Source organism: uncultured Sulfitobacter sp., from assembly GCF_947499945.1.
GTDB lineage: Bacteria > Pseudomonadota > Alphaproteobacteria > Rhodobacterales > Rhodobacteraceae > Sulfitobacter.
Genome location: NZ_CANMQD010000001.1, coordinates 1,433,552 through 1,456,849, shown reverse-complemented (window position 1 = coordinate 1,456,849; position 23,298 = coordinate 1,433,552). Strand labels below are relative to the sequence as shown.

General features: G+C 55.1%; 21 protein-coding genes. 12 read left to right on the top strand and 9 right to left on the bottom strand.

Annotated features, from left to right (window positions below):
* Nucleotides 1-65: 65 nt before the first annotated feature.
* From Q0775_RS07300 to Q0775_RS07285, 4 genes are all read left to right on the top strand, one after another.
* A complete protein-coding gene (locus Q0775_RS07300) occupies nucleotides 66-2,069 on the top strand; it encodes a hydantoinase/oxoprolinase family protein (RefSeq protein WP_298858775.1) in 2,004 nt (667 codons plus the stop codon).
* A gap of 157 nt (nucleotides 2,070-2,226) precedes the next feature.
* Nucleotides 2,227-2,481: a PepSY domain-containing protein gene (locus tag Q0775_RS07295; protein ID WP_298858773.1), complete on the top strand. Its 255-nt coding sequence runs from the start codon at nucleotides 2,227-2,229 to the stop codon at nucleotides 2,479-2,481.
* Nucleotides 2,482-2,483: 2 nt separating this feature from the next.
* The gene (locus Q0775_RS07290) at nucleotides 2,484-3,059 is read left to right on the top strand and encodes a cytochrome b/b6 domain-containing protein (protein ID WP_298858770.1); all 576 of its coding nucleotides are present in this window, start codon (nucleotides 2,484-2,486) and stop codon (nucleotides 3,057-3,059) included.
* A complete protein-coding gene (locus Q0775_RS07285) occupies nucleotides 3,056-3,604 on the top strand; it encodes a helix-turn-helix transcriptional regulator (RefSeq protein WP_298858768.1) in 549 nt (182 codons plus the stop codon). The genes Q0775_RS07290 and Q0775_RS07285 overlap by 4 nt, the downstream gene beginning before the upstream one ends.
* A 73-nt stretch (nucleotides 3,605-3,677) precedes the next feature.
* On the opposite strand, the gene msrA is transcribed toward Q0775_RS07285, so the two are convergent.
* The gene (msrA, locus tag Q0775_RS07280; RefSeq protein WP_298858766.1) at nucleotides 3,678-4,184 is read right to left on the bottom strand and encodes a peptide-methionine (S)-S-oxide reductase MsrA; all 507 of its coding nucleotides are present in this window, start codon (nucleotides 4,182-4,184) and stop codon (nucleotides 3,678-3,680) included.
* A complete protein-coding gene (msrB, locus tag Q0775_RS07275; RefSeq protein ID WP_298858764.1) occupies nucleotides 4,181-4,624 on the bottom strand; it encodes a peptide-methionine (R)-S-oxide reductase MsrB in 444 nt (147 codons plus the stop codon). The genes msrA and msrB overlap by 4 nt, the downstream gene beginning before the upstream one ends.
* Nucleotides 4,625-4,758: 134 nt before the next feature.
* Between msrB and Q0775_RS07270 the strand changes: the two genes are divergently transcribed.
* The gene (locus Q0775_RS07270) at nucleotides 4,759-5,277 is read left to right on the top strand and encodes a glutathione peroxidase (RefSeq protein WP_298858762.1); all 519 of its coding nucleotides are present in this window, start codon (nucleotides 4,759-4,761) and stop codon (nucleotides 5,275-5,277) included.
* A gap of 6 nt (nucleotides 5,278-5,283) precedes the next feature.
* Here the strand turns inward: Q0775_RS07270 and Q0775_RS07265 are convergent, their stop codons facing one another.
* Nucleotides 5,284-6,267 (bottom strand): GlxA family transcriptional regulator, encoded by a 984-nt coding sequence (locus tag Q0775_RS07265; protein ID WP_298858760.1) that lies wholly within the window; start codon nucleotides 6,265-6,267, stop codon nucleotides 5,284-5,286.
* Between the two features lie 63 nt (nucleotides 6,268-6,330).
* The gene (locus Q0775_RS07260) at nucleotides 6,331-7,200 is read right to left on the bottom strand and encodes a DMT family transporter (protein ID WP_298858759.1); all 870 of its coding nucleotides are present in this window, start codon (nucleotides 7,198-7,200) and stop codon (nucleotides 6,331-6,333) included.
* 490 nt (nucleotides 7,201-7,690) lie between these two features.
* Here Q0775_RS07260 and Q0775_RS07255 point away from each other — a divergent pair, with 490 nt between their 5' ends.
* On the top strand, nucleotides 7,691-10,084 hold the full coding sequence (locus Q0775_RS07255; protein WP_298858757.1) for a M10 family metallopeptidase: 2,394 nt from the start codon (nucleotides 7,691-7,693) through the stop codon (nucleotides 10,082-10,084).
* Between the two features lie 654 nt (nucleotides 10,085-10,738).
* Here Q0775_RS07255 and Q0775_RS07250 read toward each other — a convergent pair.
* The 4 genes from Q0775_RS07250 to ade all read right to left on the bottom strand — a co-directional run bounded on the left by Q0775_RS07250 (nucleotide 10,739) and on the right by ade (nucleotide 15,241).
* Nucleotides 10,739-11,029, bottom strand: coding sequence for an HU family DNA-binding protein (locus Q0775_RS07250; RefSeq protein WP_298858755.1), 291 nt, complete (start codon nucleotides 11,027-11,029; stop codon nucleotides 10,739-10,741).
* A gap of 137 nt (nucleotides 11,030-11,166) precedes the next feature.
* Nucleotides 11,167-12,636: an AMP nucleosidase gene (locus Q0775_RS07245; protein ID WP_298858753.1), complete on the bottom strand. Its 1,470-nt coding sequence runs from the start codon at nucleotides 12,634-12,636 to the stop codon at nucleotides 11,167-11,169.
* Complete coding sequence (locus Q0775_RS07240) at nucleotides 12,633-13,448, bottom strand: hypothetical protein (RefSeq protein WP_298858751.1); 816 nt, start codon at nucleotides 13,446-13,448, stop codon at nucleotides 12,633-12,635. The genes Q0775_RS07245 and Q0775_RS07240 overlap by 4 nt, the downstream gene beginning before the upstream one ends.
* A complete protein-coding gene (ade, locus tag Q0775_RS07235; protein ID WP_298858750.1) occupies nucleotides 13,445-15,241 on the bottom strand; it encodes an adenine deaminase in 1,797 nt (598 codons plus the stop codon). Before ade ends, Q0775_RS07240 begins: the two co-directional genes overlap by 4 nt.
* 49 nt (nucleotides 15,242-15,290) lie before the next feature.
* On the opposite strand from ade, the gene Q0775_RS07230 reads away from it, so the two are divergent.
* The 4 genes from Q0775_RS07230 (at nucleotide 15,291) to Q0775_RS07215 (ending at nucleotide 19,124) form a co-directional block, all read left to right on the top strand.
* A complete protein-coding gene (locus Q0775_RS07230) occupies nucleotides 15,291-15,710 on the top strand; it encodes a VOC family protein (RefSeq protein WP_298859980.1) in 420 nt (139 codons plus the stop codon).
* A 357-nt stretch (nucleotides 15,711-16,067) separates the two neighbouring features.
* The gene (locus Q0775_RS07225; protein ID WP_298858748.1) at nucleotides 16,068-16,823 is read left to right on the top strand and encodes a class II aldolase and adducin N-terminal domain-containing protein; all 756 of its coding nucleotides are present in this window, start codon (nucleotides 16,068-16,070) and stop codon (nucleotides 16,821-16,823) included.
* Nucleotides 16,820-17,785 (top strand): sterol desaturase family protein, encoded by a 966-nt coding sequence (locus Q0775_RS07220; RefSeq protein ID WP_298858746.1) that lies wholly within the window; start codon nucleotides 16,820-16,822, stop codon nucleotides 17,783-17,785. Before Q0775_RS07225 ends, Q0775_RS07220 begins: the two co-directional genes overlap by 4 nt.
* Nucleotides 17,786-17,870: 85 nt before the next feature.
* Nucleotides 17,871-19,124 (top strand): glycosyltransferase family 4 protein, encoded by a 1,254-nt coding sequence (locus Q0775_RS07215; protein ID WP_298858744.1) that lies wholly within the window; start codon nucleotides 17,871-17,873, stop codon nucleotides 19,122-19,124.
* Between the two features lie 21 nt (nucleotides 19,125-19,145).
* Here Q0775_RS07215 and Q0775_RS07210 read toward each other — a convergent pair whose 3' ends face one another.
* A complete protein-coding gene (locus Q0775_RS07210; RefSeq protein WP_298858742.1) occupies nucleotides 19,146-20,252 on the bottom strand; it encodes a polysaccharide biosynthesis/export family protein in 1,107 nt (368 codons plus the stop codon).
* Nucleotides 20,253-20,516: 264 nt separating this feature from the next.
* Here Q0775_RS07210 and Q0775_RS07205 point away from each other — a divergent pair, with 264 nt between their 5' ends.
* Both Q0775_RS07205 and Q0775_RS07200 read left to right on the top strand, forming a co-directional pair.
* Complete coding sequence (locus Q0775_RS07205) at nucleotides 20,517-21,134, top strand: sugar transferase (RefSeq protein WP_298858740.1); 618 nt, start codon at nucleotides 20,517-20,519, stop codon at nucleotides 21,132-21,134.
* Between the two features lie 169 nt (nucleotides 21,135-21,303).
* Nucleotides 21,304-23,193: a nucleoside-diphosphate sugar epimerase/dehydratase gene (locus tag Q0775_RS07200; RefSeq protein ID WP_298858738.1), complete on the top strand. Its 1,890-nt coding sequence runs from the start codon at nucleotides 21,304-21,306 to the stop codon at nucleotides 23,191-23,193.
* Nucleotides 23,194-23,298: the final 105 nt, after the last annotated feature.

The following is a 23,298-nucleotide window of genomic DNA, read 5'->3' as shown; positions in this document are numbered from 1 at the left end:
CTATTGGGGCTGGCGCGGGGCCGCCGCTGGGATAGACATTTCTGAACAGTTTTGAGGAGAGTGCGGTGGCATTGCTTTTGGGCGTGGATACGGGCGGGACCTATACGGATGCGGTTCTTATTCGTGATGAGAAAGAAGTCGTTGCGAGCGCCAAGGCGCTGACCACGCGGCACGATCTGGCCGTTGGAGTAGGTGGTGCTGTGCGAGCGGTGCTGGAGCAATCGGGTGTTGCTGCGGGTGATATTGCGCTGGCGTCTTTGTCCACGACGCTTGCTACAAATGCGTTGGTTGAGGGGCAGGGTGGGCGTGTTGCCTTGGTCTATATCGGGTTCAAGGAGCGCGATCTGGAGACGCATGGTTTGTTGGAGGCGCTGAAGGGTGATCCGCATGTTGTGTTGGCAGGTGGGCATAACCATGCAGGCGGTGAGGCGGTGCCGTTTGAAGAGGACGGTTTGCGCACGTTTTTGGCGGAGCATGGTGCGGGGGTTGGCGGGTTTGCTGTGGCCGCACAGTTTGGCACGCGCAACCCTGCGCATGAGTTGCGGGCGATGGAGATTGTGGCGGATATGACGGGGCGGCCTGTCTCGGCTTCGCACCAGTTGTCGGCCAAGTTGAACGGGCCGAAGCGGGCGATGACGGCAGTGCTCAATGCGCGGTTGATCGGGATGATTGATCGGTTGATCGGGCGGGCGGAGGATATTCTGCGCGAAATTGGCGTGGAGGCGCCGCTGATGGTGGTGCGCGGTGACGGGGCGCTCATTTCATCTGCGCAGGCGCGGGAGCGGCCTATCGAGACGATATTGAGCGGGCCAGCGGCGTCCATTGTGGGGGCGCGGTGGATGACGGGGGCGGAGCACGCGCTTGTCTCTGACATTGGCGGGACGACGACGGATGTGGCGCTGCTCAAAGACGGGCGGCCAGCGATTGATCCTGCTGGGGCGCGGGTGGGGCCGTACCGCACGATGGTTGAAGCCGTGGCGATGCGCACAACTGGTTTGGGCGGTGACAGCGAGGTGCATTTCGTGACCGAAGGGTTGCAGGGGGGAGTGACGCTGGGGCCGCGGCGGCTGTTGCCGATATCACTGATTGCGGTGGATGCGGCGGATGTGGTGCACGGCGCGCTGGATGCGCAAATGCGCGCGACCTTGCCGGGTGAACATGACGGGCGGTTTGTGCGAGCTGTTTCTGGGCAGACCATGGAGGGCATCGGGCCGCGTGAAGAGACGCTGTTGGAGCGTATTGGCGATGCGGTGCATCCGTTGGGCGATGTGTTGCGCTCACGGGTTGAGACGGGTGCGCTCAAGCGGTTGGTGGAGCGGGGGCTGGTGCAGGTTGCAGGGGTGACGCCGTCGGATGCGAGCCATGTTCTGGGGCTGGCGGATGTGTGGGACAGTGCGGCGGCACAGAAGGCGCTGGCGCTGTTTGGACGGCGGCGGACAGGGGCGGGGGATCGCCTTGCGGCGGAACCCGCTGTGATGGCGCGGATGATTGTGCAGCAGCTGGAGCATCAGACTGCTTTGGCTTTGTTAGAGACTGCATTTGCGGAAGAAGAGACTCAATTCGGTGTGGAGCCTGGCGTGCTGGCACGGCATGTTTTGATGCAGCGTGGCCTTGGTGGGCATAAGGGTTTGGTAAAGTTGGAGACGGGTCTGGCGGTGCCTGTGATCGGATTGGGCGCTTCGGCTGGCACTTATTACCCTGCGGTTGGAACGCGGTTGGGCTGTGAGATGATTCTGCCCGAACATGCGGGTGTGGCCAATGCGATTGGTGCTGTGGTGGGGCGCGTGACGATGCGGGAGGCTGGAACTGTGACCTCGCCTAGTGAGGGGAAATACCGCGTGCATCTGACGGCTGGACCGGAGGATTTCGCTAATCAGCAAAGTGCGCTGGCGCGGTTGGAGGATGTGCTGCGTTCGCGTGCTGTGGCTGCGGCAGAGGCTGCGGGTGCGGCGGATATTACCGTGAGCGTAGAGCGCGATGTGAGGGTTGCGGGTGTGGAGAGCCGTGAAGTTTTTGTGGAGGCGGATATCACGGTAGAGGCATCGGGTCGGCCACGGGTAGCTGTTTAAGTCACGTTCAATATAACGGCGAAATACCGCTCTAAGCGCGGGCTTATTTGCGGGGTTCTAAGCGCCGAGGCAATGGTGCGAACGGCAGGTGAGGTTCATTTGGGTAAGCAGCGACAACATGAGTTGCCGACCAACCCCAAACTGAAACGAGGAAGATATGCGTAAATTTGCATTAATTACTTTGCTGGCGCTGGCTGGCCCTGCCTTTGCCGAAGATATCACGGCTAATACTGTTCTTGGTACTACGATGGATGAAGTCCAGACCAAGCTGGTCGAGATGGGCTATGAGGTGCGCAAAGCCGAAATGGAAGACGGCAAGATTGAGGTCTATTTTGTTAAAGACGGCAAGATGGGCGAAGCCTATGTGAGCACGACAACAGGTGCGATCACCAAGCTTGAAATCAAGAACTGATCATGTCGGTCATAGCTGATCCGGTAAGCGGGCGCGAAGGCGCCCGTGATGTTGCCGTATGGGACCCGCTCGTGCGTCTTATACATTGGTCCCTTGCCTTGATGATTTTGCTTAATGGAGCGATCACCGACGATGAAAGCAAGCTGCACGAATGGGTAGGGTATGTCGCGTTGGGGTTGGTGGGGTTGCGCATCGTGTGGGCATTTATTGGTCCACGACACGCGCGATTTTCCGCGTTTCGACCAAGTATTGCACGTGCTGTCCAGTATACCCGCGCGGTTATGCGGGGGGATAGAACTGTACATCTTTCGCATAACCCGCTGGGAGCGTTGATGGTGTATAATCTGTGGCTGGCGGTGATTGGCCTTGGCGTTACCGGTTATATGATGACCACGTTGCGGTTCTTTGGTGTTGGCTGGCTGGAGGAAATGCACGAGGGCTTATTTGTCTGGCTGATCTTTTCTGTTGCGCTGCATGTCGCTGGTGTTGCCTTTGACACATGGCGGTCGGGTGTGAATTTGGTGAGGGCGATGGTAGTGGGACGCAAACGAATACCGCAAGGGACCGATGTAGAATGAAGCGAGCAAAGCGGCATGTGATATCCAAGGAACGGCGCGCAACAGTCCTCGCTGGGATTATTATCCTGCAAGGGCTTTGCGCGCTGTTTTTCATTGGAGATGTGATCACTGACCTGAGTGAAGGTGAGCATCTTGATGATCTACACTTGGCTCTTGAAAGTATCGCGGCGTTTGCCCTTGTCGGTGGGGTAGTATTTCTGATGATTGAGTTGCGCCGTGTTCTTGCCCGTATGACGGATATGGATACTGGCCTGAAGGTGGCGCAGGGCCAGATTGCCGAAGTTATGGACGGATTCTTCGACGCATGGCGCCTGACGGATGCAGAGCGGGATGTTGCCGTCATGCTCCTCAAAGGGTTGGACAATGACGAGATTGCACGGGTTAGACAAACTGCGTCGGGTACAGTGCGGGCTCAGACAGCAAATATCTATTCAAAGTCTGATACGCATAGTCGCGCCGAGTTTATTAGCCTTTTCATGGAGGAGTTGATGTCGGGTGATTTTAGCAGGTCCGTGCCAGATCCCTTTGAGGGATCAGGGTACTAATTAGAAACCGTAAGTTCCAACTTGTTGATGATTTTTAAGTGGCCACCCAACGAATTGAGTGGCCAATATTATATTATTCCGCTGCTGCGCGTTTGGGCAGCACCCAATCGGGACGGGGGAAATGGCAGGTGTATCCGTTGGGAATACGCTCAAGGTAGTCTTGATGCTCGGGTTCCGCCTCCCAGAAGTCGGAGACAGGCTCGACCTCGGTCACCACTTTCCCTGGCCAGACGCCAGATGCTTCGATGTCTGCAATGGTGTCCAGCGCGACTGCCTTTTGATCTTCGTTCTCGTAATAAATTGCCGAGCGATAGCTCATACCACGATCATTACCCTGACGGTTCTCGGTGGTCGGGTCATGGATTTGGAAGAACAGCTCCAATAGCTCGCGGTAGCTGATTACCGTCGGATCAAAGATGACCTCAATCGCCTCGGCGTGGGTGCCGTGGTTCCGGTAGGTAGCGTTGGGCACATCACCGCCAGAGTATCCGACGCGGGTGGCGACCACGCCTTTGCGTTTACGGATGAGGTCCTGCATGCCCCAGAAACATCCTCCTGCCAATACTGCGCGTTCCGTCATGCTACGTCCTCCACTTGATTGATGTATTTGCCATATCCTTCGGCCTCCATATCGTCGCGGTGAATAAAGCGAAGCGACGCTGAGTTGATGCAATAGCGCATGCCGCCGCGATCTGGGGGGCCGTCGGGAAAGACGTGACCCAAGTGGCTGTCGCCATGGGCACTGCGTACTTCCGTGCGCACCATGCCGAGGCTGCTGTCTTCAAGCTCGACCACGTTTTCAATCGCTTTGGTAAAGCTGGGCCAGCCGCAGCCGCTCTCGTATTTATCACTCGACGCGAACAGGGGCTCACCCGAGACGATGTCGACGTAAATACCCGGATCTTTGTTGTAGAGCAGCTTGCCGGTGCCGGGGCGTTCTGTCCCGCTTTCTTGGGTAACATAGAACTCCTCGGGCGACAGGGTCGCGAGGACATCGGGGTTTTTGGTATACTCTGGCACGGGTCTCTCCTTGCGCTGTTGTTGCCCTATTAGATGGGGCTTTTGCGTGGAAATCAAAGGGGGATGTGCGATGGGTTAAAATGATTGTGAACTTATTGCCGCTCTGGGGCGTATGATAAAGTGGAGGACGTGACATGCGACTTATTATCGGACTGATTGTATCGCTTTGGGCTGGGGCTGCTATTGCAGCTCCGCGCGATGCTGTATTTCCCTCGATTGACGGGGGCAACATTGCGCTGAGCGATTTTGCGGGAAAGCCCATTCTAGTGGTGAACACTGCGTCGCAATGTGCATTTACGCGGCAATACGCAGGGCTACAGGATTTGCACGACAAGTATAGTTCGCGGGGTTTGATCGTTCTTGCTGTGCCCTCCGATGATTTCAATCAAGAGCTGGAAAGTGCGGCGGAGGTTAAAGAGTTTTGTGAAATTAACTATAACCTCACACTGCCGATGACGGATTTGACCCATGTGCGCGGTGGCAAGGCCCATCCGTTTTACAAGGCTGTGAAGGCCGAGACAGGCTTTGTTCCGAAGTGGAATTTTAACAAGGTGCTGATTGATGGCACAGGCGCTGTCGTGGCGACGTGGGGATCATCTGCCCGACCTGACAGTGCTGCGGTGCTGGGGGAGATTGAGAAACTCTTGAACTGACCGTACTCAGGTGCGGTTAGAACACATAACCTTCCCGCCTGATGCTTCCAATCCTGGTGGGATTCCGTAAGCGGCACGATAGCTTTTCGAAAAATGTGAAAGGGATTTGAACCCGCAAGCGATGGAAACGTCTGTCACTGACAAGTCTGTTTGGCGCAGCAGGTCGCGCCCTTTTTCAAGGCGGATGCGAAGATAATACCGTTTGGGCGAGATCGACAGGTATTTGGCGAACAGACGCTCAAGCTGGCGGGTGGAGAGGCCGACCACGCCTGCTATCTCGTCTGGGGTGAGCGGGTCCTCAATATTGTTTTCCATTACCTGCATCGCGAGGAGCAATTTCGGGTTGCGGACTTCGGGGCGCGATTGCAGGGACATGCGCTGAGCGTCGGAATAGGCGCGGGGCGAGGTGTAGATCATTTGATCGGCGACCCATGTCGCCAGATCGTTGCCGTAGTCGCGCCGCAGCCGGTCGAGCATCATGTCCATAGAGGCAGCCCCGCCTGCGGACGTGAAGATGCGCCCATCGACGGAGAAGATTGTATCTTCCATAATCACATCAGGGAGCAGTTCGGCCAGCGCGGTTTTGTATTCCCAATGGGTCGTGACACGTTTGCCACCAATGAGGCCCGCAAGAGCGAGGATGTAGGTGCCAGAGGAGAGCGCGCCCAGATCACCGCCGCGCCGCGCCTCACGTCGCAGCCAGCTTAGGATGGTTTTGGTACTGGACAGGCCCGCGTTCTCACCCGCGCAGATGATGAGGGTCTCATTCCGGTCGAGCGGGCAGAGTGCGCTGTCGACAGCGATTTTGACGCCGTTGTAGGCCTCAACGGGCTGGCCATTTTCAGACAGCAACCGCCATCGATAGTATTTGAAACCTGACGGGTGGTGGTTGGCGAGCGATAACGCGTCGAGCGCACAAGAAAAGCCCAACGTCGAGAAACCCGGTAAGAGGAGGAAGGCATAGGCTTTGGCTGGTGCGGCGTCTATCATAGACAAGAGATTAGAGCGGCGGCACATCTCTGCATGGTCTGACGCGGCAAAGTGATGTCGGTTTTATACGCTCCGCTGACGCGAAATTTGTACAGCGAGGATGCCAGCGGCGATGACGCAGACGCCAAGGATATCGCGGGGGCCAAGCTCCTCGCCCAGTAGCAGCGCAGCGATGACCACGCCGAAGAAGGGGTTGAGAAAGTGGAACGTGGCCGCGCGGGTGGCGCCGATGCGGCCCACGAGTTTGAACCAGACCCACGTCGCGGTGAGACCGGGGAGAAGGCAAGTATAAGTGAAGGCGAGGGCGAGTGGCCAACTGAGCGTGACTTGGGGTGTCTCGAACAGCAAGGTTGCGATGGTGAGGGCTGCGCAGCCGACAAGCATTTGCAAGCCGACGACCATCAGGAGGTTTCCGCCAGCGGAGGCACTCCGCACGGTGAGGGTGGCGATGGTCAGGGCAAGCACGCCGACAAAGCAGATGGCGACGCCAACGAGATCAAGGTCATCGGTGAGGCGTGCACCCATGATGAGGGCCACCCCTGCCAGTCCTGCGATGAGGCCGATAATGCCAAGGGGGCTGAGCCTGTCGCCCATGAACGCCCATGCGGCGAGGGCGACCATCAAGGGCATGGTGGAGGCGATGATTGCGGCCAGCGATGCCTCGATCGTCTGCATGGCTACGAAGAACAGGCCGAGATAGACTGCGTTTTGCAAGATGCCAAATGCGATGGTGGCGCGCCACTGAGGCTTGGTCAAATGCCAGCTCTGCCCCAATGCGCGGGCGATGGCGATGCCGATCAGCCCTGATACCAGATACCGGACAGAAAGGGCAAAGAGCGGCGTCGCGTCGGTCACGATGATGCGCGCAGATGTGAAAGCCGACGACCACATAAGCGCGAAGGCGAGGCCGAGAGCAATCGCGCGCATGTCCATGGGGTTGTGTCCTTTAGATACAGACGCAGTATTGGGATGGAACGGGAGGGAGGGCAAGCGGGTAAGTTCGCTGTGCGGACGAAGCCGGCCTTCGTTCGACGTATGCCAAGGTCCGCTTTGGCGACCGGTTCAAAAAAGGTTGTTTTTGACACGTACCCAATTCACCTCGATTGACGCAATCAAAACGCCATTCGAAACCGAAGTAGTTGTCAAAGATTTCCGGCTCTGCCGTAGCCGCGGTCGCTAGTGATGAGGGTTTGTACTGCTATAAAATCCCATAATTATAAATTTCAAGCGTCTTTATAAGACAAATCTTACTGACCTATAGGCGAGGAATTATGACTTCAAACTTGGAATCAACTTGCCACGCTTTTGCCTCTTTTTGAATTTAGTCCTGCCGCCAGACTTTACCCCTCTGGGCCATCTAGCTGCCGCTGGCGCCCAATTTTTATAACTGCCTTACAAATTGGCATACTACCGGAGCTGTCTCTTGACCGACCTTTTGCACACCCATGATCATGACCACGATGACACCACAGACCACCACCAAGATCCTGCATTGGCAGGTAATATTGATATCACAGAGCAGCAAACAGCAGAAACAGCGTATTCAGAAACGTTTGATGCTTTGCCCGTCTACACCTCTGCCCAGCAAATTGACGACATTGATAACCTGTCCACGTGGAATGCTGAGAGCGTTACGTTTTCGTTCCCGACAGAGCAGTCAGATGATTACATCGGGAATGGTCGGGAAGGAACTCTCGCACCATTTTCAGCAACGCAAGCAGAGGCTGCCCGTGAAGTCCTGTCTATGTTTGCCGATTTGATCAATCTTGAGATGATTGATGGCGGAGCTGACGTTGACGCAGATATTCGGATGTATAATTCAACTCTTGCAGGCACTGCAGGTGGCGCGCCCGCTGGTGAAGGAACCGCGGGTGATATGTGGATCTACAACTATGATCCCGACACGATTGATGGCTACAATCTCGATCCGGGATCTTACCAGTGGCATCTGCTGGTTCATGAGATGGGCCACATCATGGGGTTGTCGCACACGACAATCTCGGCTGGTGACAGTTATGATGAATACGCAACGTATCTGCAAAACAATCAGGCATTTACCCAGATGTCATACACGCGCGCTGTCTCGGGTGGTCTGGATTGGGAGACTTCCTACGCATCCACACCAATGATTATCGACATCGCAGCTTTGCAGTCGATCTACGGTGCGAATATGGAAACGCGGGCGGGAAATACGGTTTACGGGTTCAATTCTACGGCTGACCGGAATGCCTTCGATTTTGACATGCTGCTTGAAGAATATGGCGAGATTGGTGCGATTGCGATCTGGGACGGGCGCGGGACCGATACTCTGGATATGTCTCGCTTTATTGAGGACGGATTTATCAATCTTGGCGCGGGCACCCACTCCAGCGTGGGGGGGTATGACTTCAATGTATCGATTGCATATGGCGCAACGATTGAGCGTGCCATCGGTGGGACGGGCGATGATACGATCCTTGGAAACGAGGCAAACAACAGGCTCATCGGCAATCTTGGCGCAGACACCCTCACGGGTGGTGCTGGCAATGATCAGCTTTACGGTGATGCAATGTCCGGTGTTGGGGAAGACTTTGGCGCTGATTTCGATCACCAGACCGTTACCCTATCGGGCAACCAATCCCTTTCATATTCTATCGACGGCACGGATGTAGCTGCGTTGACTATAGAAATGCTCATGGGGTTTGATCCTGAAACCGACAGCCTTGAGTGGTTCGCAGAGCTGCCTGGGGGTGCGTGGCTTGCCTACGATCCGAACAATCAAGGCGTATGGTTTTGGGCCTCGGATGGCACGTGGAGCTTTACAGGTATCCGCGTTGCTGACGTGACGGATGAAGAGTTGCACCGCATCTCCATCACTTACGATGGTGTGAACAACATTGCCGAAGTCTTTCTTGATGGAGAGCGCACCCTAACGACGCAGAGCGATAGCATCACGGCCCTTACGATGAGAGCGTCCGAGGATGTGACTTTCAGCTTTGATGGCACACTTGCTGACATCAGAATCTTTGAGGGCGTTCGGACAGAGGACGAAATCCGCACCAGTGCTTTGACCGAGATTGACGCCGACACCGATGGTCTGCTTTCTTATGTCACCGCAGATGTTGCGGGCGCCACAGATATTGCCGCTGGCAATGTTGTGACTGTGACAGATGGTGCGGCTTATTCGAGCACAACAGTTGTGGATTCAGCGGATGTTCTGAACGGCGGCGAAGGCAATGACCGGCTTATCGGTGGTATCGGAGCAGACCAGTTAAATGGTGGTGAAGGCACAGATGCTGCAGATTATAGAGCGTCAAATTCGGCTGTTTCTGTTGATTTGAGCACTGGCATAGGTCGGGGCGGTCACGCTGAGGGTGATCAGCTCACCTCAATCGAGAAGGTTTTCGGCTCGCAATACGATGACAGATTGACCGGAAGTGGTGAGCGAGAAGTGTTGAAAGGTCAGGGCGGTGACGACTTGTTGATTGGCGCAGGTGGCAACGATCGATTGATCGGTGGAAGCGGTAACGACATGCTGTTGGGTGGTACGGGCAACGACATCCTGATCGGTGGCAACGGTGCCGATACTTTCGTCTTCGGAGCGGATGAAGGGCGTGATAAAATCAATGACTTTGAAATCGGAGAGGACTTGATTGCCTTTGGTTCAGGTGTCTCATTTAACGATCTGGATATTCAGAATCACACACAAGGCAGCATGATTACCGTTGATGGAACAACCATTATTGTCGCTGGGATTGATGCCGTTAATCTTGACGTTAATCAGTTTGCGTTTTGGCAGGATAATTCCGCATTAATGACTTGGGATAATATCGCTTAAGTCACAATTTTGAATTGAAAAAGGGCTGCCTTGGTTTGGGTGGCCCTTTTTGGAGTTAGCCGAAAAGACGAGGTATTCCGCTTTAATACATTTAGGATCGCACCAGAAAATCCAGTCTTTCGGATGCAGACGTGTTTGGCAGTGTATGTGTATTCGTTGTCGGGGTTTTTGGCACTTACGATGGTTTGTATTGGGGGCAAGTTGGGCTCTGACCGGAGTTCGGATGGACGGCAGACCGGCATGTTTGTCCACATCGGTAAAATGTAGAAAACGGTGTGGCGGATCAACCGATGCTCGGTAGGTGAGTGCATGGTCCATATTCCAGTACAGTTTGGTGTATTTGGAGCTATGGGGCCGACTGGTGGGGCTACGCCTGCCGCGTTGTTTGAAATGCTACTGGCAAAAAAATGCCGCTCAAAACAAGCGAACGAGTGAAATTGGCACAGAGTACGGACGCAAACGTCCTCAATGAGCCGAGAAGCCGCCATTCAAACATCCCGCAGCATCCGTCACTTTGGGCTCGAAGCGGACCTTGGGGAGAGCAGGTCGATACGCTGAAATTTCTAAAACGAGTTATAGTGTAGAGGTGATACGCCAACGAAAAAGGGCCGCTCGAATGAGCGACCCTTTTCGTAAATCTGACGTGTGTCGGACTTAGCCGTTAACGCTGTCTTTCAACGCTTTGGCAATTGTCATTTTGACAACTTTGTCGGCGTCTTTCTTAAACTGTTCGCCGGTCGCAGGGTTGCGAACCATACGCTCGGGGCGCTCACGACAATAGATTTTGCCAACGCCGGGAAGAGTAACGGCACCGCCGCCAGATACTTCTTTGGTGATCAGTGCACACACTGCATCGAGTGCTGCGCCTGCTGCTTTTTTGTCTGTGCCCATTTCATCAGCCAATGCGGCGACGAGTTGAGTTTTTGTCATTGGTTTCGTTGTCATTTTAAATCTCCTCGACTGCCCTACAGTTGGGCCTCATCTGCGGAATGTAACTGTATGTAGACAGTGAACACAACGAATAGTGGTGCGATTTCCTAGGAAATATGCGGTTTTTTCGATATTTTCAGGCTTGAACCCGCTCAAAGGAAGGCGGTTTCGTCAAAAGAACGCAATTTGCGACTGTGAATCCGCTCTAGCGGCATGTCGCGCAGTTGTTCCATCGCGCGGATTCCAATCATTAAATGGCGCGATACTTGGGATTTGTAAAAGTCGGAGGCCATCCCAGGAAGCTTGAGTTCACCGTGGAGCGGCTTGTCTGAGACGCAGAGCAAAGTGCCGTAGGGAACGCGGAAGCGATATCCGTTGGCGGCAATAGTGGCGCTTTCCATGTCGAGAGCTATGGCACGCGACTGGCTTAGGCGTTGCACGGGGCCTGATTGGTCACGCAATTCCCAATTGCGATTGTCGATGGTGGCGACTGTGCCCGTGCGCATGATGCGTTTGAGCTCATAGCCTTCAAGCTGGGTGACTTGAGCCACGGCATTCTCAAGCGCGATTTGAATTTCTGCCAATGCTGGAATGGGAACCCAAACGGGGAGATCATCATCCAAGACGTGATCTTCGCGCAGATAGGCATGGGCGAGAACGAAGTCGCCCAACGCTTGTGTGTTGCGCAGGCCCGCGCAGTGACCGACCATGAGCCACGCATGGGGGCGCAGGACGGCGATGTGGTCTGTTGCGGTTTTGGCATTGCTGGGTCCGACGCCGATATTGACGAGTGTGATGCCGCCACCGTTCTCACGCTTGAGATGGTAGGTCGGCATTTGTGGTAGTTTAAGCGGTATTTCAATCGGGGCGTCTGGGTCTGTGATCTCTTGGTTGCCCGTCGAGACAAAGGAGGTGTAACCGCTGTTCGGATCGCGCAACATGGCACGTGCGTAATCCTCGAACTCGGTCACGTAAAACTGGTAGTTTGTGAAGAGCACGTGGCACTGGAAGTGGTCAGGATCGGTCGCGGTATAGTGCGCGAGCCGCGCGAGGGAATAATCCACGCGCTGGGCCGTGAAGGGGGCAAGGGGTCCGACGCCGTCTGGGGCCACGTAGGTACCGTTCACGATGTCATCGTTGGTGGTGCTAAGGTCTGGCACATCGAATACGTCGCGCAGCGTGAAATCGGCGGCGCCGTCTTGGGGGACGGTCATGCCCGTCTCGGGGGTCATGGCGAAATGCAGCGGGATCGGTGTCTCGGACCGCCCGATGTACACTGGCTGGTCGTGGTTTTTTAGGAGCAGGCCGATCTGCTGGATCAGATAATTGCGAAAGAGATCAGGACGCGTGACAGTGGTTGCATAGGTGCCAGGACTCGAAACATGGCCAAAGCTAAGGCGTGTGTCGACCTGCGCATAGGAAGAAGTGGTAAACCGCACCTCAGGGTAGAAGGCGCGGATGCGGGTATCGGGCTGGGTGTCCTGCATGGCCTCTGCAAAGCGTTCGCGCAAGAAATTGACTGCATCGCAATAAAGCTCTGTCAAACGGTCTACGGCGGCGGTGGCATCGGTAAACGCCTCCGCCTGCGGTGCGTCAGGTGTCAAAATCTGGTACTGCTTCATTCTCTATTATCCTTGCTTTTGAACAGAGAGCCGATCTTGCCCATGATGGTATCCGAGCTGTCATCGTCTTGGAGGTTTAGCGCCTCAATCGTGCGCATCAATTCCATCTCATAGACCAGATCAGCTTCGCTCGTTTCTGGTGTGGCTTCATTGATCCATCGGGCAAAGGGATCATTGGTGCTGTCATCACCGTATTCAGGGAAATCCGTGATCCCAAGATCACGCGCGGTGGCAGGCATATCAAGGTCGAACCGTTCTTTGAGAAATCCCTGAAGTGCTACAGGATAAACAGGTTGCTCATCAGGCCTAAAATCTTCAAGGCGCACGAGGCCGCGATGCTCCAGATAGGCCGCGACAGGGGTAATATCGGTACGCATAAGCGACCCTGGCTCAGGGTAGCCCATGGCGATGAATTGGAGAAACACCACTGGATCATCTGTAATCACGCCAAGGGTTTTATGACCGATATGCACATATTGCTGCTTGCCCTCTTCATCGAGCCAGATCGCGATACGTCCACCATCGCTTGATGTCTCTGCAATCTCAAAGAGGCGGTCGCCGAAACCTATAGAGGTGTCGGACCAAATTCCATCGGAGGCCGGTGTCGCCTTGCCAAAGTGGAAATAGCTTCTGGTCGGATGCCCCCAGTAGCCAAGCGTCATGATCGATAATGAGCAGTTCCGTGGCGCATCACCCCTGATGATTTGATTGCCCTGAACAATATCAAGCCAGTTAAGCACTTCAACCAGTTCCGGCGGTAATGTCACCCAATCGGGGGCGAGTTTCATCAGGTTCTGGGCAAAGGTTCTCACGACACAATCACATTAATAAATTCAAAGCTGCGCACGTCAACAAGGCCCAAATCAGAAATGCGCAACTCGGGGATCACCACCAGCGCCAACAAGGAGTGCTGCATGTAGGCGTTGTTGAGGGTGCAGCCACAGTCGCGCATGGCTTGCATCATGGCGTCGGTCTTGGCGGCGACTTCGTGTGCGGGGCTGTCGGACATGAGGCCCGCGATCGGCAGGTCGATTGTGGCGAGTTCGGTGTCGTCTTTGAAGATGGTGATGCCGCCGCCGAGTTGGCGCAGGTGGTTGGTGGCGAGGGCCATTTGATCAGCATCCGTGCCGACGACGATCATGTGGTGGCTGTCATGCGCCACGGTGGAGGCTATGGCCATTTTGCCTGTATAGCCGAAGCCAGAGACCAGCGCGTTAACCACGCCGCCCGTGGCGCGGTGACGTTCGACCAGTGCAATTTGGGCAACATCGCCATGGGCGGTTACGCGGCCTTCAGTGACGGGCAGCTCGAATTGCAGGGCTTTTGTCGGTGCTTGGTTCTCGACCACACCGATCACGTTTGCGGTGACCGCGTTGGCACCAGCAGGGGCGATGATGGTGAAATCATTTGCGCTCAGGTCATGGGCCATGTTGACGGTTTTGCGGGCATGTTGCGGCCAGTCGTAATGGGGGCAGTCTACGAGGCATTCGCCATCCTGCGCGACGATCTGACCGCGGGCGATGACCGTCTCGATCGGGAGTGTCTTGAGGTCCGAGGTGAGGATCACATCGGCGCGGCGGCCCGGAGTAAGGGAGCCGATTTCGCGCTCCAGTCCGAAGTGGGTAGCAGTGTTGATCGTTGCCATTTGCAGGGCGATAAGCGGGTCACAGCCACAGTCGATTGCGTGGCGGACGACGCGGTTCATGTGGCCATCGTTCACCAACGTGCCAGAGTGGCAATCATCGGTGCACAGGATCATGTTTCGCGGATCAAGGCCGCGCTCGGTTATGGCGGTGATCTGGCTCTCTACATCATACCATGCAGAGCCGAGGCGGATCATCGCGCGCATCCCTTGGCGCATGCGGGCGACGGCATCGGCTTCGCATGTCCCCTCATGATCGTCAGCGGGACCGCCCGCAACGTAAGCGGCGAAGGCGGGGCCGAGGTCGGGGGATGCGTAATGACCGCCTACGGTTTTGCCGCTGCGTTGGGTGGCGGCGATCTCGGACAGCATCTGGGGATCGGCGTTTATGACACCGGGAAAGTTCATCATCTCGCCCAGACCGATGATGCCCTCCCATTGCATCGCCTCGGCGACATCCTCGGCGGTGATCTCGAAACCTGTGGTTTCCATCCCCGGAGCACTGGGTGCGCAGGAGGGCATTTGGGTGAAGATGTTGATGGGCTGCATCAGTGCTTCGTCGTGCATCATTCGCACGCCTTCGAGGCCGAGTACATTGGCGATCTCGTGCGGGTCGGTGAACATACTGGTGGTGCCGTGGGGGATCACGGCGCGGGCAAATTCGGCAGGGGTGAGCATGCCACTCTCGATGTGCATGTGGCCATCGCACAGGCCAGGGATCATGTAACGGCCATTTGCTTCGATGATCTGGGTGTCGGGGCCTTTGCAGTAATCAGCGTTGACGCCGACAAAAGCGATCCGACCTTCTACGATTGCGATATCGTGATCGGGCAGTGCCTCGCGGGTGTGCACGTTGACCCAGATGCCGCCCGTGATGATCATATCGGCGGGTATACGCCCTGCAGCGACGTTGACTAGATCGGCGGCCACATCGGGCCATGAGGGGAAAGTTGCTTGTGTCATGTCGCAACATTCCACAGGGTTGGTACAGGTTCAAGCGGGAGCGGGTGATATGGACTATGATACTGTCGGGGCAGCGGCATTTGGCGCGGGGTTGCGCGGGATGGGGGTTAACCTGCTTGTGCGCGATGTTGGTGCCGAAGTAGCCTTTTTAGAGACTGTTTTCGGGATGCGGGCGCATCAGCCGACACCGGATTTCGCGATTGTGACCTACGGTACCGAGGTGTTTCAGTTGCACAGTGACGGTACGTATCATTCGAATCCATTGCTGGGGTTGCTGCCCGAGAGCCCGCCGCGCGGTGCGGGGATCGAGATACGTTTGTATGAAACGGATCCTGAAGCGGCCTGTGCTGTGGCAGAGGCAGCGGGCGGTACGATTTTGCAAACGCCAGCGGACAAGCCGCACGGCCTGCGTGAGGCATATATATTGTGCGAGAACGGGTACGCATGGGTGCCGAGCAGGGCGATATGATGCGTAATTTCGGAGCAATAATAAATATCCTTGTTCTTACGAGTTGTGGGGTGTCTATCTCTGAGTCTAGCAGACCTTTGGATAAGCTGCCGACACAGCAATTCGTGGCCCAGACATTCTATTACTCCAACGATAACACGATTCCGGAAAACGGATGTTGCGCGCAGCGGGCCGCTATTGTGGAAAGCCCCCCTTGGAGATCGTGCACATCGGACCATACGGATTGGCCGGCACTTGGTTTCTCAATTTTGCCTGTAGGGGGAACGACGAATAAAACCGCGCGGGCGTGTCGCTTTCAGGGTGGCGGGTGCGCAGCGCATTGGGCAGGCTGTAACATAAGCACAGGGAGATAGGCCGATGAGTGTGACGCAGATGAAACCGAATATGGAGCATTGGCAGGAGCGGGTTGATCTCGCGGCGGCGTTTCGTTGGACTGCACGGCTCAACATGCATGAGGGGGTGGCGAACCACTTTTCCCTCGCGGTGAATGACAGTGGTTCGCAGTTTTTGATGAACCCTAATCAGGCGCATTTTAGCCGGATCAAGGCGAGTGATATGCTGCTGATTGATGCGGATGATCCCGAGACTTACTCGGGGCCAAATGCGCCTGACCCAACGGCGTGGGGATTGCATGGAGGTGTTCATGCGGCGGTGCCTCATGCGCGGTGTGTGATGCATGTGCATTCGATTTTCGCCACGGTGTTGGCGTGTCTGCAAGACAGCCGCCTGCCGCCGATTGACCAGAACTGCTGTACCTTTTTTAACCGTGTGGTGATTGACGAGGATTACGGTGGGCTGGCGTTCGAGCATGAGGGTGCACGCTGTGCGACCTTGCTTACCGATCCCAAGCAAAAAGTGATGGTGATGGGATCGCATGGTGTGATGGTGATTGGCGATACTGTGGCCGATACATTCAACCGCTTGTATTATTTCGAGCGGGCGGCGGAGACGTATATTCGCGCCTTGCAGACGGGTCTGCCGTTGCGCCGTATCAGTGACGAGATTGCGGAAAAGACTGCGGGCGAGTTGGAGAACTACCCCGAGCAGGACGCACGGCACTTGGCGGAGTTGAAGGCGATTTTGGACGACGAGGGGTCGGACTACGCACGATGAGCAGAGCGGAATGGAACCATGCGCCCGATGGGGCGATTCAAGTCTCGCCGCTGTGGCAATGGCCGCCGCGTCCGCTGGCCGTGCTGAAATGGTACTCAGATGCGTGGTTTCCGCTGACGATCAATCTGGGGATTCTGGCGCTGGCATTTCTGAGCTGGGGTCTGTTTAGCCCCACGTTAGAGTCTGCTTTAACGCCAGATTGGTGGATTTTCGGCATCTGGTTGCGTAATGCGGTGATTGTGACGCTGCTGGCGGGAGGGCTACACTATTGGTTCCACGGCATTGCTGCTCAAGGGACCGATCTGAAATTCGACCCACGCCCCTTTCCGCGGCAGGGGCGGATGTTTTCGTTCTCGGACCAAATCAAAGATAACATGTTCTGGACGATATTGTCGGGTGTGACTGTCTGGAGTTTGTTCGAAGCGCTGGGCTGGTGGGGGTTGGCGAATGGCTGGCTGCCCTACACTACGTTAGCGCAAATGCCTGTGTGGTTCATTGCGTTCTTCTTTCTGATCCCTGTTTGGGAGAGTTTCTATTTCTACTGGATACATCGACTGCTCCACACAAATACGCTGTATCGCTTTCACGCACTGCATCACCGGAATACGGACATCGGCCCTTGGTCAGGTCTGTCGATGCACCCTGTGGAGCATGTGATGTATTTTGGAACGGTGCTTATCCATCTCGTCGTGCCGAGTAGTCCTGTGCATGTGATTTTCCATCTGATGTTTTACGCGTTGTTGGCCATAACCTCGCACACTGGATTTGAGGGCCTTCGGGTCCGCAACAAAAAGCGGGTGCATCTGGGCAATTTCCATCACCAGATTCATCATCGCTATTTTGAGGTGAATTACGGAAATCTGGATGTGCCATGGGACAAGCTGTTCGGCTCGTTTCACGACGGAACTGATGCAGGCAAAGCGATGATGCGCGAACGCCTCAAGAACCGTAAGCGCGGATGAAGGCCCAAGAAGGTGTTTGCCAAAGGGCCATTTGCAGGGTTACCTGAGACAGAATTATTGTGTCAATTAAGGGCGTGCAGTCTCTATGAATATCCTCTTTGTGCATCAGAACATGCCGGGCCAATATCGTGAGTTGGTGCAATGGCTGGCTGAGCAGAAGTTGCATACGATTTATTTCCTGACCCAACGCAGAAATCCGCCCCAGATCGAGGGCGTGGAAGGACGCGTTTATAAGACCCATTACGCCCCAAAAAAAGATGCTTATGGTCTGAGCAAAGTATGGGAAGAGGCGACAGGTGCCGGTTTTGGTGCGGTGATCGCAGCTAAGCGGATTGAGACTGAGGAAGGCTTCAAGCCTGACATTATTGTAGGGCATGTTGGGTGGGGTGAGCTTACTTTTTTTAAGCAGCTTTGGCCTGATGTGCCGATTATCGGGTTCTTTGAGTATTATTATCGCCTGCACGGCGGGCCAGTGAATTTCGACCCTGAAGAGCCTGTCAACGAACACACGCCGTTTTTACTCCAAGCACGTAATGCAGTGCCGAATGCGAATATCATGACGGTAGATCGCGGCCTTAGCCCGACAAAGTGGCAGCGCGATTGTTTTCCGCCCGAGTTTCATAATAAGATTTATGTCTGCCATGACGGCATCCGTACAGACAAATTGCGGCCCGATCCGCAGGCGAAGCTAAAGCTGGGGCGTATAGAGAAGCCAGTGGGGTGCGGCGACGAGATTGTCACCTATATGGCGCGTAACCTTGAGCGGATGCGCGGGTTTCATCAGTTCATGCGCGCGCTGCCTGATATCTTGGCGGCACGGCCCAATGCGCGGGTTTTAGTGATTGGCGGGAACGAGGTGTCCTATGGCGCCAAGAGCAAAAACCCGGGTGGATTGCGTGCGGAGATGGAAGCCGAAGTGGGCGACCGCGTCGATTGGACCCGTGTGCATTTTTTGGGGCAGGTCCCTTATGCGGACTATCAGAAGATCATTCAGATTAGCCGATGCCACATCTATATGACCATGCCGTTTGTGATGTCGTGGTCACTGCTTGAGGCGATGGCGATGGAGGCCACAATTGTTGCCTCTGATGTGGAGCCTGTGCGGGAGGCTCTGACTCATGGCAAGACAGGGCTTTTGGTAGATTTTCACGATCCTGCGGCATTGGCCAAGCAGGTTGTAGAGGTGCTGGAGCGCCCGCAGGATTTTGCCGATCTGGGGCCTGCGGCCCGTCGACACGTAGTAGCGGAGTATGATTTTCTTACCAAATGTTTGCCTGTGCATGTCGCAGAGATGAACGCCCTGCTGCCGCAGGATAAACAAGTTTCGATGCGCAAATAGATCTGAATCGCTGATGCGATTTTATTTGGTGACGTTAATCAGGCCAAAGGCAGAGCCGATCAGGCCAACAACCACACGCGCAGACGATACGGGACTTTCGGTGGCGAGCACAAGATCACCAGAGTTGATGAAGAAGTTACGCGCCGAGAACAGTCCGTCAGAGGTGGTGAGGTCAATTGTGAAGACGACGCGCTGCTGGCGTGGTCCGCGCTGGCCCGCATCAAGGGCGGAGGCAGGGTACTCGCGCAGGATCAAAACACCCTTTGGATTTGCGCGATTGTCGTCCACACCTCCGATGAGCGAGAGAGCATCAAGTGCAGATATTTGATCGCGGTTGAATGGGAACTGGCTCTCAGCGCCAGCGGCACCTAACGACAGGAAATAGCGTTTGTCATTTTCAACAATGAGTTGGTCGCCACCCACCAAACGCGTATCAAGCTTTGGGTTGTCCTGAAGACGGTTGAGGGACGTGCGGTATGTTTTGTGGCCGCGCACCAGCTTGACGCGCGGGTTCGTTAGCGCAGCCTCCACGCCGCCCGCAGCAGAGATCGCGGCGAGGACCGAGAAATTCTGATCGGGCATTTTTATATTGCCGGGGGAACGAACGCCGCCGACGATATCAATCGAATTTGTGCGACCTTCCGACATGGAAAGCTGAACCTGTGCGCCTGGTGCGATTGTTTCAAGCTGGCGCTGCAATGTCTGGCGTGCATTGTCTGGTGACCGATCCGCGACGCGTACTGTTCCAACGTAGGGTATAAAAATTGTCCCGTTCGACGCTACGCGCATGTTGCTGAGATCTACGCTGCGTTGTCCAGGAGCCATGAGTAGGGAGTTTTCCGCACTGTCCCAGATTATTACATTGAGCATGTCGCCAGGACGGATGATTTGGGCATTTGAGCCGTGGCTGTGTCCGATCCAGCTGTAGTGACGCTCGCCTGTGCTGGGCCATGCCGCGACACTGGGCAGGAATGCTTTTGAAACTGGATATACCGCGAAGTCAGCTTCGGGCTGGTCCGCGCCTCTGGTAATTTCGGCCTGAATGGCAGCGCCGCGCGGGAGGGTGCCGCACGCTGAAAGTGCCGCGACGAGGGCGATGCAAAGAATATATTTTGGTAGTCGGATCATGAAATATACCGCTCAATCAGGTGTTAGTTGCCCGTGCTACGCGCTTTGTTTTCGGCGTTTCAGGCTTAAACGTCTTTGCGCAAAGATACTGAAACGGCGTATCCCGTCAATCTTTACCAAAAACGAGCGTAAACTTTATCCTCACCTGTTGCAGGGGGGTTGGTTAAGGCAGTATCGCTAGGTAGGCGTCAGGTGGCGCTATCGTGGAGAAAACGATGGGCTGGGCGGTCATTTCGACGCGCTGGCAATAGGGAACAAACGTCGATGACATTGCGAAAGCGCATTTTTGATTTGTTTTTCGCCAGCTTGCTGGTCGTGATCCTTGGGCCGGTCATTTTAATATTGGTGGTGTATATTTACCTCAAACAGGGACGCCCCTTATTCTATGTGGCGGAGCGGATGAAGACACCAGATGAGTCCTTCGGTCTTATTAAGTTCCGCACGATGACGGTGGTCGAGAATGATCAAGGGGTTTCGGGTGCGCACAAAGCTTCGCGTGTTACGCCAGTGGGCGCGCGTCTGCGGGCAAAGCGAATGGATGAGTTTCCGCAGCTTTGGAATATCTTGAAAGGGGACTTGTCGTTTGTCGGGCCGCGGCCACCGCTGCGCGAGTATGTTGAGCGGTTTCCAGAGATATACAGCCAAGTGCTAAAATCCCGCCCCGGTGTAACAGGCCTCGCGACCATAAGGTTTCACAAGCACGAGGACCAACTTTTGTCGCGTTGCGAGACTGCAGCGCAGACTGATGATATTTATTGCCGTATCTGTGTCCCGCGCAAAGCGAAGCTGGACCTCATATATCAACGGCATCAAAATGTTTGCTATGACTTTGATCTGGTTTTCCAGACAATCGGTAATCTTTTTCGCAGATCTAAAAGCTGAGTAGCGCTCAAAAATTCCGAGAATTTAATCATTTGATATGAAATTTCGGCGAAGTTGGTTAAATTAGGGAGAATCCGACAGTTAGGCCAGCATCGCAAAGCGATGCAGGTTGTAGGAATAGGGCCCCGACACGCCAGCGTGGACGGGCGATTACAGATATAGGGTCTGAATGCTTAATTGGATCAAAACACTAACTAAAACCCAAAAACGGCTGGTGATGCTTTGCGTTGACAGTGCTTTGGTACCTTTGGCCATGGTGTTTGCTTTTGTAGCGCTCAGCCTTGAGGGTGGGATTTCGGAGAATATGAGCAGCTTCATGCTCTTGCTCCCTTATATTATCTTCGCGGGCATTGGTATTTCGCTATGGGTCGGGATTTGTGACATTCAGGTAAGCGCTTATGAGGCGGCCTCAGTTGGCTTGACGGCGGTGCAGGCGACTTTTCTCACGATTGCCTCGGTTACTTTTTCGGATATTGCTGCGCTGGACTTTCCTATTGGCCTACACATGGTGTTTGGCGCTGCGTTTTTCTGTCTCGCTGTGGGCAGTCGTGCAGTGATGTTACAAGTTGTCCTGATGGTATATCGCTATTCGTCAAACCGGACGCGGGTTTTGATCTATGGCGCGGGCGCAACGGGATCACAGCTTGTCTCGGCGTTACGGGGTCATGAGCATATCCAGGCTGTCGCGTTTGTAGATGACAACAAAGGATTGCAAGGAATGCGGGTGCAACGTCTGCCTGTGTATCCGCCATCGGACATAGCTACCGTTGCCAAAGACAACCAGATTGACCGCGTATTGCTTGCGGTGCCCTCGTTGAGTCAGCCAAAGCAGGCACAGATCGCGCGCAAGTTGGAGCGGATGGGGCTTGAAGTGCAGACTCTGCCCTCTTTCTCGCAGCTGATCGGTGCAGAGGCGTTGGTTAGTCAGTTGACGCCTCTTTCTGCGCGCAGCTTTTTGGGCCGTACGGAGGTGTCCAACCCGTTGGGCGACGCGCGTAAGTGTTACGAAGACAAAGTGGTTCTAATCTCTGGCGCAGGTGGTTCTATCGGGTCAGAGTTGTGTCGTCAGGTGCTGGATTGTAAGCCACGCAAGATCATTATGTTCGAGCTGAGCGAGTTAGGCCTTTATCATATTGAGATGGAATTGCGTGGTGTTGTTGAGGATGCGCAGCTTAATATAGAATTGGTCCCTGTTTTGGGGAGCGTCACAGACAGCAGGCAGGTGCGGAAAGTTCTGGTATCGCATGGGGTTCAGGTGGTGTTGCATGCAGCAGCCTACAAACACGTTCCCTTGGTTGAAGCGAACCCCCTGAGCGGTTTGGTGAACAATGTCTTCGGCACGCAGACGTTGGCAGAGCAGGCGGCGAAGGCAGGTGTTGAGCGGTTTATGCTTATCTCATCCGACAAAGCCGTGCGACCTACGAATGTCATGGGCGCCTCGAAACGGTTGGCCGAATTGGTCATCCAAAGCTTGGCCAAGCGTCAGCATCAAAAGGACCGCACTGTTTTCTCTATCGTTCGGTTTGGTAATGTCCTTGGGTCTTCGGGATCGGTGGTGCCCCTGTTTCAGGACCAGTTGAGCCGTGGTGGACCGCTTACCGTGACGGACAAAGGTGTCGAACGGTATTTTATGACCGTGCAAGAGGCCGTGCGCTTGGTGTTGCAGGCCTGTTCTGTGAGCCGAGATGCTGAGACTTTTGTGCTGGATATGGGAAAGCCTGTTCCGATCCTTAAGCTTGCGCGGCAGGTCATCGAGAGTGCAGGGTATCAAGTGCGTGACGCCGCGAACCCTGATGGGGACATCGAAATTGAAATTACTGGTTTGCGCCCCGGTGAGAAGATGTCCGAAGAGTTGACGCTGTCAGGTGAACTTTTGGGCACTAACTATCCTAAGATCTTTATGACGCATGAAGTTGGGTTGCCCCAGATCGAGATCGCAGGTGCGCTTCGCCGTTTGCGTGAGGCCTATGTCGCAAGCGACGAAGACCTTGCTTTGGACGTGGCGCGGCAGTGGGTGGAAGGCTATCAACGACCACTTCCGAAGGCTGATGTCTCCTAGATTTACGCAGATTTGTCACGCTGGCGGTGAATACCACCGATGATTCGTAGCTTTTGTTGCGCTGGCGGACGTATGCGTGCATGGTCGCGGAAAAATAAGTCTTTG

Excerpts from the sequence above, each read along its gene's own strand:
- Q0775_RS07295 (WP_298858773.1), top strand. The coding sequence starts at position 2,227 with ATGCGTAAATTTGCATTAATTACTTTGCTGGCGCTGGCTGGCCCTGCC.
- Q0775_RS07225 (WP_298858748.1), top strand. The coding sequence starts at position 16,068 with ATGAGTGTGACGCAGATGAAACCGAATATGGAGCATTGGCAGGAGCGG.
- Q0775_RS07205 (WP_298858740.1), top strand. The coding sequence starts at position 20,517 with ATGACATTGCGAAAGCGCATTTTTGATTTGTTTTTCGCCAGCTTGCTG.
- Q0775_RS07245 (WP_298858753.1), bottom strand. The coding sequence starts at position 12,636 with ATGAAGCAGTACCAGATTTTGACACCTGACGCACCGCAGGCGGAGGCG.
- Q0775_RS07265 (WP_298858760.1), bottom strand. The coding sequence starts at position 6,267 with ATGATAGACGCCGCACCAGCCAAAGCCTATGCCTTCCTCCTCTTACCG.
- Q0775_RS07230 (WP_298859980.1), top strand. The coding sequence starts at position 15,291 with ATGGACTATGATACTGTCGGGGCAGCGGCATTTGGCGCGGGGTTGCGC.
- Q0775_RS07270 (WP_298858762.1), top strand. The coding sequence starts at position 4,759 with ATGCGACTTATTATCGGACTGATTGTATCGCTTTGGGCTGGGGCTGCT.
- Q0775_RS07285 (WP_298858768.1), top strand. The coding sequence starts at position 3,056 with ATGAAGCGAGCAAAGCGGCATGTGATATCCAAGGAACGGCGCGCAACA.
- Q0775_RS07215 (WP_298858744.1), top strand. The coding sequence starts at position 17,871 with ATGAATATCCTCTTTGTGCATCAGAACATGCCGGGCCAATATCGTGAG.
- Q0775_RS07220 (WP_298858746.1), top strand. The coding sequence starts at position 16,820 with ATGAGCAGAGCGGAATGGAACCATGCGCCCGATGGGGCGATTCAAGTC.
- Q0775_RS07290 (WP_298858770.1), top strand. The coding sequence starts at position 2,484 with ATGTCGGTCATAGCTGATCCGGTAAGCGGGCGCGAAGGCGCCCGTGAT.
- Q0775_RS07260 (WP_298858759.1), bottom strand. The coding sequence starts at position 7,200 with ATGGACATGCGCGCGATTGCTCTCGGCCTCGCCTTCGCGCTTATGTGG.
- msrA (WP_298858766.1), bottom strand. The coding sequence starts at position 4,184 with ATGACGGAACGCGCAGTATTGGCAGGAGGATGTTTCTGGGGCATGCAG.
- Q0775_RS07210 (WP_298858742.1), bottom strand. The coding sequence starts at position 20,252 with ATGATCCGACTACCAAAATATATTCTTTGCATCGCCCTCGTCGCGGCA.
- Q0775_RS07250 (WP_298858755.1), bottom strand. The coding sequence starts at position 11,029 with ATGACAACGAAACCAATGACAAAAACTCAACTCGTCGCCGCATTGGCT.
- ade (WP_298858750.1), bottom strand. The coding sequence starts at position 15,241 with ATGACACAAGCAACTTTCCCCTCATGGCCCGATGTGGCCGCCGATCTA.
- Q0775_RS07200 (WP_298858738.1), top strand. The coding sequence starts at position 21,304 with ATGCTTAATTGGATCAAAACACTAACTAAAACCCAAAAACGGCTGGTG.